This is a genomic window from Mycolicibacterium doricum (genome assembly GCF_010728155.1).
GTDB lineage: Bacteria > Actinomycetota > Actinomycetes > Mycobacteriales > Mycobacteriaceae > Mycobacterium > Mycobacterium doricum.
Genome location: NZ_AP022605.1, coordinates 1,947,928 through 1,961,026 on the forward strand (window position 1 = coordinate 1,947,928; position 13,099 = coordinate 1,961,026).

The 13,099-nt window shown below is 61.7% G+C and carries 8 protein-coding genes; all 8 read left to right on the forward strand.

The annotated features are described in order from the left end of the window. Window positions 1-171 precede the first annotated feature (171 nt). Window positions 172-816: a hypothetical protein gene (locus tag G6N07_RS09605; RefSeq protein WP_064874036.1), complete on the forward strand. Its 645-nt coding sequence runs from the start codon at window positions 172-174 to the stop codon at window positions 814-816. Between the two features lie 161 nt (window positions 817-977). Next, window positions 978-1,946 carry an AAA family ATPase gene (locus tag G6N07_RS09610; protein WP_064874034.1) on the forward strand — a complete coding sequence of 323 codons (969 nt, stop codon included), beginning with the start codon at window positions 978-980 and terminating at the stop codon, window positions 1,944-1,946. After that, entirely contained in the window at window positions 1,939-4,488 is a 2,550-nt protein-coding gene (locus G6N07_RS09615; protein ID WP_064874032.1) for a S8 family peptidase, read from the forward strand. Before G6N07_RS09610 ends, G6N07_RS09615 begins: the two co-directional genes overlap by 8 nt. Before the next feature lie 922 nt (window positions 4,489-5,410). Then, window positions 5,411-6,121: a TnsA-like heteromeric transposase endonuclease subunit gene (locus G6N07_RS09620; protein ID WP_235849935.1), complete on the forward strand. Its 711-nt coding sequence runs from the start codon at window positions 5,411-5,413 to the stop codon at window positions 6,119-6,121. Next, window positions 6,118-8,169 carry a TnsB C-terminal domain-containing protein gene (locus G6N07_RS09625; protein WP_085192661.1) on the forward strand — a complete coding sequence of 684 codons (2,052 nt, stop codon included), beginning with the start codon at window positions 6,118-6,120 and terminating at the stop codon, window positions 8,167-8,169. The genes G6N07_RS09620 and G6N07_RS09625 overlap by 4 nt, the downstream gene beginning before the upstream one ends. Before the next feature lie 2 nt (window positions 8,170-8,171). Further along, entirely contained in the window at window positions 8,172-9,209 is a 1,038-nt protein-coding gene (locus G6N07_RS09630) for an ATP-binding protein (protein ID WP_085192656.1), read from the forward strand. Further along, window positions 9,206-10,051: a hypothetical protein gene (locus G6N07_RS19830; protein ID WP_179959973.1), complete on the forward strand. Its 846-nt coding sequence runs from the start codon at window positions 9,206-9,208 to the stop codon at window positions 10,049-10,051. The genes G6N07_RS09630 and G6N07_RS19830 overlap by 4 nt, the downstream gene beginning before the upstream one ends. Window positions 10,052-10,169: 118 nt before the next feature. Further along, window positions 10,170-13,070, forward strand: coding sequence for an SNF2-related protein (locus tag G6N07_RS09640; RefSeq protein WP_085192654.1), 2,901 nt, complete (start codon window positions 10,170-10,172; stop codon window positions 13,068-13,070). The last annotated feature ends 29 nt before the right edge of the window (window positions 13,071-13,099 follow it).

The window sequence follows — 13,099 nt, forward strand, 5'->3', positions numbered from 1 at the left end:
GCCGCGTCAGTGTCGGCGTGCATTCCGTTCCCGTCGATCGGGCAGCAAAAGGCTTCGTGGCGGCGTTCCGGCGGGCACTCGCGGGCGAACGCGCCCTCGTCCTGAGTGCCCGATGTTGTCGGACCGCACAGTTACGCTGATCCGTCACCGGCAAGCAGTGGAGGAACCGCCATGAACAAGGCCGAGCGGCTGTGGAATTTACGGGACGGCGTGCTGGCGTGGCTATACGAGCTGCGGCTCGAAGGAGCCACCATTGCAGAGGCGAAACCGGCTGCCTTCATGGAGGCAACTTCTTGGTCTGGCTCTGAAGTCACTCGCGAGGAGGTGAACGCCGCGCTGGAGTGGCTAATGGAGGAGGGCTACGTCGACGGCACCGGCACCATGCAGAGGATCGTCCTCAGGCCAAAGCTGACCCCCTATGGAGAGAAGTACGCGGCGTCGGGCAAGTCGGTGCGGGACCTTCCCGGCGTCGCCGAGGTGCAGAGCCCGTACCTGCACATCGAGGGCAGCAGCGGTGTGGCCGTCGCGTTCAGCAGCCCCGGCGCCACGCAGACTGTCAACGTCCGTCAGAAAGTGGATCAAGCGCGAGCCCTCGCCGATGCGATCGAACAGGTCCTTCCTGCGCTCGCAGATGAGCAGCTCCGCGCCGCCGGCGAAGAGCTAGTGTCGGACATCCGCCGTGAATCGAACTCTGATTCCCCGTCCCCGGGTCGGCTCAAGACGTTGGCTACCGCTGCGATGACTTCGGTCGCGACCGCGGCCGGCACCGAAGTCGGGAAGGTGATCATCGAGGCAGCGCTTCCCCTGATCTCATGACGCCAGACGCGCCTGCCAATGGGGGCGCGTCGCGAGCGGCCATGAAATCCTTCCTTCGACTTGATTCCGCGCGGACTTAATCGGCCAGGTATCGGCTTCGCACATAGCGTCAGACCGTACGATCTACGCTACGCAGCACATTCCGCCAGAAGGGAGGCGTCATGGCTGGCCTCGGCGAGCACATCACGGCGATGGTTCGCAATCACGCTGCCGGCGACGACGCCGCCTTTTATTCCGTCGCACTGCAGATCGCGGCACGCGAGGCCCGGCAAGGGCACCACGTCCTGGCCTCCAACATAAAGAAAGCAGTCGACGCGTCGCGTGAACGCGCGCCCCTTGCAAACGTCACCGCACTTCCACGAGTTCGCGGCGAGTTGGCCGAACTGGTGGAAGCATCGCATCCACAAGTTCACCTGCGTGAACTGGTGGCGCCGTCGGAACGGACTGCTCAGATCAAGCAGTTGCTCGCCGAGCAGCGTCAGCGGAAGAATCTGCTTGAGCACGGGTTCGCGCCATCGCACCGCCTACTCTTGGTCGGGCCGCCGGGAACCGGAAAGACGATGACCGCATCGGTCCTCGCCACCGAGCTGTCCCTGCCGATGTACACCGTCCGTTTGGATGCCCTGCTCAGCAAGTTCATGGGTGAAACTGCGGCGAAACTGCGCATCGTATTCGATGCCGTGGCTGCGGAACGTGGCGTCTATCTCTTCGATGAGTTCGATGCGCTCGGCGCGGACCGCTCAGGGAACGACGTCGGCGAGGCCCGACGAATACTGAACTCGTTTCTTGTGTTCCTCGAGAACTCCAGCCCCGAATCGATCGTAATAGCAGCGACGAACCACCGATCCATCCTTGACAAGGCGCTGTTCCGGCGCTTCGACGCGGTGCTGGATTACACCCTCCCTGACGCTCGGCAAGCCACTGCCGTGATGCGTGCCCGGCTGGGCTCGCTGATTGAGAGATCAAGCCTGGCCAAGCTTGGCGAGTACACGGACGGACTAAGTCATGCGGACCTGGTGAAGGCTGCGGAATCGGCAGCCAAGGCGGTCCTGATGCGAGGTGATGTGATGGTGGAGCGCGACGATCTCATTGCAGCGTTGAACGCGCGGCGATCGGCCACTATTGCCTGACCATGACCAGGCACTCGACCACCTCTACGTCCAGGGGTACGCCACTGCCGAGAGTTTCGACCGCTACTCCGGAGACAGCGGCGGTGGCGGATTCAAACGCCGAACAGTCAACCGCGGTACTCACGGAGCTGCGCGCAACCAGGAGCTATCCGATACGTTCGGTGAACTTGATGGCGAACGTGGGGACTTCCAACTCGCCAACGATGAGCTCTCAGCGCAGGGAACAATCATTGTCCTCGAAGGCGAGGGCGCGTCGTATCCCCTGAAACTCGAGTCGCTGAACCGAATGACCACCCACCGGAAACAGCCGAAGCAGCCCCGCTGGCTCCTGCTGTCGGTCCGGCCAGCTACGGAGACCGCCCCAGAACGGGCGACGGTGTGGGTGGCAGACGCGCACCGCGCCGCGTTCATGAAGCTGTTCGAGGATTACCTCAGTGGCCTCACCAAGACAGGGCACCCGCCGAACCAAGACCTCGTCGCCAACATCTCCCGGATCCGCAAAGCCGTTCTCGCTGATCTCTGGACGTCTGACGGTGACCCACCGCAGCGGGGACAGCACTGGTGGGAACTCTGGCTGGACACCTCGAGTGGCGATATCGAAGCCATCAACGGGTTTGTGAACACCTACCAGCTTCGGATGCTGCCTCGGTCGATCCAGTTCCGTGACCGCTTCGTGGTGTGGGTCGAGGCTACCTGGAGCCAACTCGAACCGCTGCCGTTCACACTCGTGCCGCTGGCGGAGATCCGCAGGCCAGAGTTCATCGAGACGATCGAGGACCTTCCTCCCGCTGGGCAGGACGAATATGTTAAAGACTTGGCCGAACGCTTGATTTTCGCCGACGGTAGTGCACCAGCAGTGTGCCACTTGGACACAGGCGTGCTGCGTAGCCACGTCCTGATCGAGGCATCCCTCGCGCCAGAGGACCTACACACCATCGTCGGCGCTTCGGGAGCGGACATGGATCCGCGCGGGCACGGTACCTCGATGGCCGGCCTCGCGCTATTCGGTGATCGGTTAGACGCGGACCTGCAGAGCAATGACCCCGTTCAGCTCCGGCATCGCCTGGAGTCCGTGCGCATGAAGCCGGGTCCCGACGAGGCGCAGATCGATCCGTTGGACTACGGAAGCGCCACGATCCAGGCGGTGGCACTCCCGGAAATCACTGCTGCACGTCGGCGCGTATTTGCCCTCACGTTGAGCACCAAGCCTGACAACCCCGGGGACCCCACGCTGTGGTCCGCTGCCGTCGATGCCCTTGCTGTCGGCACGGAAACCAATCGCGACGGTGACCACTTCCGACTGATCTCGGAGCCGGATCCCGATGTCGCACGCCTCATCGTCGTCGCTGCGGGCAACGTCGACTCCTACATGTTGGAGCACGCCGACAACTCCGACCTTGCCGCGATCGAGGATCCCGCTCAATCATGGAACGCGTTGACGGTTGGCGCGTTCACCAACTTGGCTGAAGCGCCGCAGCATCCTCAGTACACAGGCTGGACACCACTCGCAAAGCCTGGTGATCTCTCGCCCCACAGCCGAACTTCGATGTTGTTTCGACACCGTAGCGCGCCCATCAAGCCTGACATCTGTATGGAGGGCGGCAACGTCCTCACCGACGGCGCCCAAATGTTCGAACCCAAGCTCCCCAGCCTGTCTCTGCGGTCGACTGGGAACAGCAACAACGTCGCACTGGCCTCCGCCAACGCCACGAGTGCCGCGACGGCTCAAGCGGCACGTCTGGCGGCATTGGCCATGGAGCGATACCCCGATTACTGGCCTGAGTCGATCCGTGGCCTGCTGACCCATGAGGCGGAATGGACTCCGGCGATGGCCCATAAAGTCCAAGCTGACCAGACGAAAGCCATTCGGCTCGAACAGCTCCGGCGCTACGGGTGGGGCGTCCCGGCAGAGGACTCCGTTCTTAATTCATCGCGGCGCGCAGTCACCCTGGTCACTCAGGATCAGTTCGTGCCGTTCGATGGCAGCAACTACTCGATGCGGCGCTTCCGACTGCACACGCTTCCGTGGCCTACAGAAGCACTTGAAGAACTTGGGTCTGCGCCGGTTCGGCTACGAATCACGTTGTCGTACTTCATCGAGCCGTCTGCGTCGCGACGCGGGTGGCGGCAGCGGTATGCCTACGCGTCTCACATGCTCCGGTTCGACATGCAAGGTGAGCTGGAGACGCGTCAGCAGTTCGTCGCTCGAATCAACCGAAATGCTCAACTTCAGGAGGACGGCAGGTCGGGTGCGGCAACAACCTCCGCGAGATGGCTCCTCGGGGAACGTCAGCGCCACCTCGGATCGCTGCACCAAGACGAGTGGCACGGCACCGGAAGCGAACTCGCGCAATGTAATTCCGTGGCTATCTACCCCGCGGGAGGGTGGTGGAAGAACAACAGGCGACAGGATCGGATTGATGTGCCGGTGCGCTACTCGCTGATCTTGTCGCTCAGAACCCCCGAGCAGGGCGTGGACCTATACACGCCGATCGCGACCCAACTGCGGATTCCTATCGAGACCGAGATCACCACCGAGTGAAATGGCGCACGCGTGTGACACAGCAGCACGAACCACAAGAGGAAGTCATAGAGCCGAAAGCGTCACAGTGACAAAAGGATTGCGCTGGGCACTGTCCACCCAAACGGAAGAATTTCGAGTTTCTCAGGATGTGTAACCAACCCCCGGCAACGAACCACGATTTCTCGGATCCTTCCGAACAGCAGGGAGCGGCAGCGGGGCAGGCCGGCGATGAACCGGCTACAGCCTCAAAGCCACCGGAGCGAACATTTGGACAGCTCCCAGGTATCTCTGTCTCAGACGAGTTCGATGAACCGCTCCCAGATGCGGAAGTCGCTTTCTGGGAGGCTGATTCAACAGACTGACTCGACTCGAACGCGCGCGAACTATTGAGGGCCAAGCAGGGTCAGGCAATCGCCAATACGTCACAGTGACGAAATGTGTCGGCAGCCGGGGAGGGTTGGGCAAGTGCGCCGAAAGTGAGCGTGCTGTCGGAATCGGCACGAAAGCCGGTTACGCCACGAGCGCGGAAGCGTCACGAGACGCACAACTTGGTAGGCGAAAGACTGGAAAGCTCTATGAGATGGTTGGCGGACTGGTGAAAAAGTCGGCGATCAACTGCAAAACGACACCTCTCCGACGACAAGGCCCTCTTCGTGGGCCGCATTGAGCACCGAGCGCACGTTTACCGCCGATAAGCCACATTATGTCAGGTAAATCACTGCGTATTATATTGTTACCCAACGTTTTTCGGCACCGGTGTCCCGTCTCGGTATTTCTGGCGGTATTCGCAAAATATCTGGCGGACTGCGGAGTGTTGCCTGCTTCTCATTTGAACTGGCGGTTACTGTCAGACCCCAGGGGTACCGTCCGCGGCGAGTGGTTGAAGGGGGTCGAAATGGCAGCTCCACGCCTGCGCTCACTGCCGCGGAACGTGACCGACGTGACGCGGATCCTGGCCTGCGTCGATGGGGCCGTCCAGAATGTCCCGCTATCCCCAAACGCCGAATCGCTTCAACTTGAACGCACCACCCCAGTCCGTGAGTTCTGCTCATGGCCTGGGAAACGAAACTACGAAGGCCTGTACTGGTCGAGTACAAACCGCAGCCATGTGGACTTCGAGTCGCTGCTTGAGCGCGAGTACCTGCTGGCCGCGGACGCCGCCGACGACATCGTCGCAATCGCAGCCCAGCCGTTGGCCCTGCTGTGGCCACGATCGATATCCGGGCATCGAAACCACGTCCCCGATTTCTTCGTCCGCCTCTCCAGCGGCGACGGCCGGTTGGTGGATGTACGGTCTTCTGAACATGTCGAGAAGAACGCTGAACAGTTCGCGCTGACGCGCGGAGTTTGCGAACAGGTCGGCTGGCAGTATGAGGTGTTCACTGGGCTTGCTCCGCTGGTATCGGCCAATCTCCGCTGGCTAGCTGGATACCGCCACGATCGCAGCGCTCCGCAGCCTGACATGGTCGAGGTGATTCTCGGCTGTTTCGATGCCCCGATTCCCTTTAGTCAAGCTCTTTCACGCGTGCGATCACAGTCTGGCCTCAGTGCAGAGATTGCCGCCGCGAATCTGCTGCACCTGATCTGGCGTCGCCGACTGAGTATCGACCTCCACGGACCGCTGACGAATGCCAGTGACGTGTGGGCATGAAGTCCGTTCGGTTGTTCGACTATCTGCAATACGACGGACAGTCGTGGCAGGTTGTAGCTCAAGACGGACCGGAGCTTGCACTGAAAGACCTTATGTCAGGCAGGATTCGCAAAGTCGGCGTCGCCGACCTGCTTGGCGACGATAGTTACCTTCCGGATACGCCCGACCGGTTGCCGCGACTTGATTCTGCCGCAATCCTCGAAACGCTCGATTCGGCGGCAAAGGAACGCGTGCTGTTCCTTCGGCGGCACGTAGTCGAAGTCCTGACCGGAACAATCCCGGTCGACCTGGACAGTCCCGATGAAGGCACCGCGGCGCCGCCACGTCCGCAGTACGACCCGGGCCTTCCACTTAAGGAACGGGTCAACGCCAAGGTGGTCGAGCTGGTCACTGCCGGAACTCCCGTCGGTTACCGAAGCCTGGAGCGCTACATCAAGGCCTACCGGACGGATGGTCTTGCCGGCCTGGTCGATGGACGCATGCAGCGACAGACATCTCCGACTGGCCGGGTCGACCCCGCCCTCGTGTCACTGATGGAAAGTGCGGTGAAGGCTCAGACAAAGATCTCGACCGGAACCCGATCGCGGGTCATCAATCAGGTAAGCCGTGAAGCGGCGCAGCTTGGTGTCCCTGTCCCCTCCCGCGCCACCATGTATCGGGCGCTCGACAACCTGCAAAAGGCCGCCCACCCGTTCGGGAACGCAACAACGCGGCGCACACAGGCCAATCGCCCCGATAGAACCTGGAGCCGACAGGCTCCCTCGCGGCCTGGCGAACTCGTCGAAATCGATAGCACGCCGCTCGATCTCATGGTGGTGTACCCGGACGGATCTACCGGTCGTGTTGACCTGACGGTGGCACTCGATGTGGCGACACGGACCCCGTGTGCGGCGATCCTAAGACCCATTGCCACCAAGAGCGTCGATGCAGCGGTCGTTCTCGCGAGGGCGCTGACTCCCCTGCCAATGCAGCCTGGCTGGAGTTCATCGGTCGCCTTCTCGCGGTCGATCCTTCCCGCCGGCATGATTCAGGGCGACGAAGCGATACGGGCCAGCATCGCCGCCAAGCCGGTGATCGTCCCAGAGTCGATCACTGTGGATCGCGGCAAGGTCTACGTCGGTTCGACTTTTCTCAACGCATGTGAGCGCCTCCAAATCAGCGTGACCAAGGCATCCCCTCGTACGCCCACCGACAAACCGCACGTTGAGCGGGTATTCGCCGCGATCAATAGTGGCTTCACACAATATCTTTCGGGCTACGTCGGCCCCAACGTCATCAAACGCGGAGAATCGCCAGAGGACGAAGCGGTGTGGACGCTGGCGGAAGTACAGAATCTGCTCGATCTCTGGATTGTCGGCGTCTGGCAGAACAAGCCGCACCCAGGTCTGCGCCACCCCGCGATGCCGAAGAAGGACCTCACGCCAAATGAAGCGTATGCGGCGCTGGTCTCTGTAGCGCCAACAGTCAACGTCGCGCTTGACCGCGATGATTACATCGGCTTGTTGCCGGTGGCATACCGGACGATTCAGGGTTATGGCGTCAATTTCGAAAGCCTGCACTACGACAGTCCCGCACTTCATCCATATCGCGGCGTCAAGAGCGGTCTCCCGCTGCCTGCCAACGATGGATGGGAAGTCCGATATGACCCCTACCGATTGCAGTCGATTTTCGTGCGCGATCACTTCCGCGGCGTGTGGATCGAAGCCGAATGGACGCTGGCCAAACAGACCCTGGCTCCGTTCTCTCTCGACGTGCTCCGCGCCGCCCGCCAAGCCATGCGGAGCCGCAACGACAATGCCACAGGGTTCGATCTGCTATCTGAGATCAACCGCATCCAAGCCGGCGGAGCCCGCACGGTCAAAGAGCAGCGTGCTGCCAAACGCGACAGCGTCAACAAGCCGGTGGTGCCGCTGTCGGTCGTGCCCGACCCAGGCACTGTCGAGGCCATCGACGAGTGCCCCACCGCGAGTGCCGCTGCGGTCAGCGAGGGCAGTTCGGCCAAACCACGCCGGGCCGCCCGACGCATCGACGACGAGGACGAGGAGTAGCCGTGGCCGTACCGGACTCACTGGAGGCATGGCGGGATTTCGTCAATCGCCGGAACTTGGAGCCTGACCACCTCACCTTTAAGGAGATCAAGGCCCTCTCCCCTACAGCGAAGGATGATTACGACCAGCAGCGTTTCGCCTGGCTGGGCGCAGATGTGGTGCTGGAAACGCCTGACACCGAGGCGCTTACGCACCAGACTCGTGTACTGATGGCGCGGAACTCTGCTGCCTCGGCGACCGCGCGCCGTGGCCTTGCGATCTCAGGCTCTGCTGGCCGCGGCAAGTCCACTGCTGCCCTATTGATCGGTCGCCGCCATGAGCGGACGATGCGCGCCAAATTCGACCGCTACGACGACGGCTTTGCCCCAGTCGTGTACTCCGTCGTACCACCGGGAACCACCCCGAAGATGATGATGTTGGCGTTTGCCAACTTCCTCGGACTGCTCGTACCCAACAAGTCAACCGCCCAAGATCTGACCGAACAGATCGTTGGTGTCATGCGCAGCCTCTCGGTCTCCCTCGTCCTGGTCGACGAGGTGCACAATCTTAAGACCAATCACCAGGCAGGCAGTGAGGCAGCATCGGCGCTGAAAGTGTTCTCGGAACGACTCGATGCCACGTTCATCTATGCAGGCATCGACCTGCTACAGGCCGACCTGTTCGCCGGTCACATGGGCCGCCAGCTCAAGGGGCGGATGGCTGTTCATCAGATGCGGAAGTACGCGTACGGAACAAAAGCGCAACGCGACAAGTGGGCTGAGCTCGTCCTGGGCATCGAAGCACTCTTGCCTCTCGGTCGGCACGCGGCAGGCTCCCTTGAGCCGGAAGCGACTTATCTCTATGACCGCACTGGTGGCTCCATTGGTTCGCTCCGAGCCCTCCTCAACGACGCAGCCATTGCGGCGATTCTGAACGGCGACGAGCTGGTCAGCAGGAAGTTGCTTGACATGACCTCCACCGATTTCGCGGCGGAAGAGGCGGCAGCGCGGACCGTCGCGGGAGACACGGCGGTCCCGATGCCGCTCAGGAGGGCAGAATGAGACTCGCACCTCTGCCGGTTCGCACACGGCTGTACCACGGCGAAAACCTCGATTCCTACGCGCGACGACACGCTGCACGGAACTTCTGCTTACCTTCGGATGTCGACCGCGCCCTTTTTGAACGCGGCGCTCTCAAATCAAAGAGCCGGCTCAGTCCCGATCGCCTGCAGGCCTGGCGTGATCTGGGTGATCTGCCATCGGATGCCTTCAGCACGCCCGCACATGTTCTGGACCAAGAGGTCACTGAACGGACCCTCTGTGAACGTTGCAGCAACGGCGAGTACGCACGAGGAACGCTCTCTGCCATCGGCCTTGTGTGCGTGCGGCACCGCCGTTGGATCGGCTCTCCGCAGATAGACATCCACGACTACTGTCCGGCGCTTGCGGCAGAGAGGCATTTCCGTCGCCATCTTGCTGTACGCGACGTGCTGCACGATTCGCTTCCCATGCTGATCGGTCGGGAGTGCGCCAGCGCAGCGATCATCGGCGCCAGCGAGATCGACCGCCGCAGAAACGAATACGGTATTCAGGACTGCGCCCCCCTGACGTACCCCGAGCAGGTCAAGATCGCGCGACTGCTGTGTTCCCCTGGATTTCTAAGTGTGGCAACCGATCCGGAGGTTGATTCAGGTAGGCGTAGCGTCCTGGTCGCAACGGCGGTCGAAAGAATCATCCCCGACCGCGTGGATTCAGATACTTGGCGAGCAACTAACCGAGTGTGGACGGCAATGACTCATCTCACCGCCCGCCGCCGAGATGCACGCATCTACGGAGTGCCGATGCGCGACACCTACTACAACATCTTGCGTTTTATCGCGGAGCCCATCGAGGACCGAATATGAGGCTCCTTCAGTTCGACCGCCCCGATGAATCGATCGCGCGGGACAGTGTCTGCTTAATCGCAGGGCCCAGTCCCCTGTTTGAGGGTCTGCCGGTGATAGCTGGCACGGAGGCGCATCGATGACCTCTCAGCTCACCGACCATCAAGCCAAGTATTACGCTCACGAGCTGCAGCGCAGCTATGCGAACGATCATGTCGGCAAGCTCGCCGGCCTGCTGTTCGACGCCCAGGTGGAGCCGAAGCCGCACCAGATCGACGCCGCCCTGTTCGCATTGCAGACACCGTTCCTGCCAGGTGTGATTCTCGCTGACGAGGTCGGCCTCGGCAAGACGATCGAGGCGGGCATCGTCATCTCGCAGTACTGGGCAGAGCGGCGTCGCAGCGTCCTGATAGTCGCACCGTCGAGCTTGCGGCAGCAGTGGCAGCAGGAGTTGTACGAGAAGTTCTTGATCCCGTCTGCGATCCTCGACCCTAAATCCAAAGATGCACTTCTCGACCAATTGGGTGGCCGCGCGTCGCAAGTGCTGATCTGCTCCTATGAGTTCGCGCTCCGGCACGGGACCTCCCTGCTAAAGACCTGGGATCTCGTGGTTGCAGATGAGGCGCACCGTCTTAGGAACCACTGGACGGGCAAGACCAAGGTGGCGGAAGCAATGGCGCATATCGTGCAAAGCGCCCACAAGACTGTGCTGCTCACTGCGACACCGCTGCAGAACAAGCTCGAAGAACTGTATGGGCTGGTGTCGATTTTCGACCCTAGCTACTTCTACTCGCTCGATGCGTTTCGAGAACGGTATGTCAAGAATCGCGAAATCGGTGGCGATGACGACCTCGTCGAGCGCGTCGCGACGGTCTCGAAGCGCACGCTGCGGCGTGACGCGGACAAGTACATCCACTTCACCAAGCGGCTGCCGCTGACGGTCGAGTTCACGCCTTCGGCTGACGAAATGCGCCTGTACGACCTGGTTAACGACTACTTACAGCGCGACGAGCTGTTTGCTTTCGCAGGGAGCCAGCGCCACCTCTCTGCTCTGATCATCCGCAAGCGCCTCGGTTCGTCGACCTACGCCGTCGCGAGCACGTTGGAGAACATTGCCAACCGTCTCGCGGATGAGGTTGCCGCCGGGCAACGCCGCGACGCGCGTGGCGGTCTGGTGGCTGCGGACTTCGCCGTCGATGACGAGATCACCAGCGAGGAACTGGAAGAGGCCGAGGAAATCGACGGAACGGGTACCAGTGCCCGCGCATCGTCGATACCACGGGACGAGTCGCTGCTAGAGGCGATGCGCGCCGAGGTGGCGGAGTTGCGCGAGTATGCAGCGCTCGCCCGTTCGATCACCGAGAATCAGAAGGCCGTCAAGCTCAGTGAGGCCCTCGACCTTGGCTTCGAGAGGCTGCGCGAGCTGGGCGCTCCCGAAAAGGCCATCATCTTCACCGACTCAACCAAGACACAGGAGTACATCGCCCGATCGCTGCGCGAGGCCGGCCGGAGTGACGGGCTCGTCTTGTTCAACGGCTCGAACAATGGACCGGAGCAGAACGCGATCTACCAGGAGTGGCTGGAGAAGAACAAGGACGGCGACCTTATCACTGGCATAGCCGCCGCGGATCGGCGCAAGGCGCTCGTGGACTTCTTCCGTAAAGACGGCACGATCATGATCGCGACTGAGGCGGCAGCTGAGGGCATCAACCTGCAGTTCTGCTCGATGCTCGTCAACTACGACCTGCCCTGGAACCCGCAGCGTGTCGAGCAGCGTATTGGACGTGTGCACCGCTTCGGACAGAAGCACAACGTCGTCGTCGTGAACTTCTCGAACAAGGGCAACATCGCTGAGCAGCGCATCCTGGAGCTGCTTACCAACAAGTTCCAGCTGTTCTCAAGCGTGTTCGGAGCCAGCGATGAGGTGCTCGGCGCGATCGAGGACGGTCTGGACTTCGAGAAGACGATCAGCGCGATCCTCACCCGTTGCAGAAGCGCTGACGAACTCGACTCGGCCTTCAAGGAGCTAGAGGCGCAGTACGAGGGCGAGATCTCCCGCGAGATGGCCAGCGCTAAGGCGAAGGTCTTCGACAACCTCGACCCCCACGTCCAGGATCGACTCAAGGCATACGACACGCAGTCCGGCGAAGTGCTGAATAAGTTCGAACGCCTCCTGCTCGCGGTGACACGGCACGAACTGGACGAGCACGCCACCTTCGAGGGCGAGGGGCGCACCTTCGCGCTGAATCAGTCGCCTGTGAAGGACGCCCCGACCGGGCGCTACTTTTTCAAGTCACAGCCGCTCGACAACGCCCACCAGTACCGCTACGCGAGCCCCCTCGCCCAGCACGTCGTCGAGACCTCAAAGACCCACGAGACCCCATCACGCGAGCTGACGTTCTCACTCGGGCAGTCGGAGCGCGTCTCCAGCGCCATCCGGGCGCTGGAAGGCACCAGCGGCGAACTGACCGTCAACCTCGCGACCTTTCGCATGAGGGCACGCGACGAAGATGTCGCCGAGTCGTACATGCTGGCCGGCGCGCTGACCGACGACGGACGCTGGCTTGATGAGGAATACGTCGCAGACGTCCTCGACCTCGCCTGTATCGAGGTCGGTGGACAGCCGGTAGAGATCGATGAGAGCCGCTTCACGTCACACCTTGATACGCGGCGGGCTCAGCTGGAGAAGGAAGTCCAGGGCCGTAACTCCCGCTACTACGACCAGCAGGAGGAACTGCTCTACCGCAACCAGCAGGATCGCAAGGCTGAGCACGAGGGTGCCATCCGCGACTACCGCGCCAAGGAGAAGGAAGCTCGAAAACTCGCCCGGCAGGCCGACGATCCGATGGAACAGCTGCGGCTCAAGAAGGAAGCCCGCAAGTGGGAGCAGCGCGCTGAGGAGGCCGACGAGGACTTTCGGGAGATGCGCAAGAAGCTCCGAGCCGAGGCGGACAAGTTCCTCGAACTGATCGAGCAATCACTCCAAGGAACCCACGAGACCGAGCACCTGTTCACGATTCGCTGGCGGATCGCCACATAAGACCACGGGTCATTCTCAAACCCGACGCA

Excerpts from the sequence above, each read along its gene's own strand:
- G6N07_RS09625 (WP_085192661.1), top strand. The coding sequence starts at position 6,118 with ATGAAGTCCGTTCGGTTGTTCGACTATCTGCAATACGACGGACAGTCG.
- G6N07_RS19830 (WP_179959973.1), top strand. The coding sequence starts at position 9,206 with ATGAGACTCGCACCTCTGCCGGTTCGCACACGGCTGTACCACGGCGAA.
- G6N07_RS09640 (WP_085192654.1), top strand. The coding sequence starts at position 10,170 with ATGACCTCTCAGCTCACCGACCATCAAGCCAAGTATTACGCTCACGAG.
- G6N07_RS09610 (WP_064874034.1), top strand. The coding sequence starts at position 978 with ATGGCTGGCCTCGGCGAGCACATCACGGCGATGGTTCGCAATCACGCT.
- G6N07_RS09605 (WP_064874036.1), top strand. The coding sequence starts at position 172 with ATGAACAAGGCCGAGCGGCTGTGGAATTTACGGGACGGCGTGCTGGCG.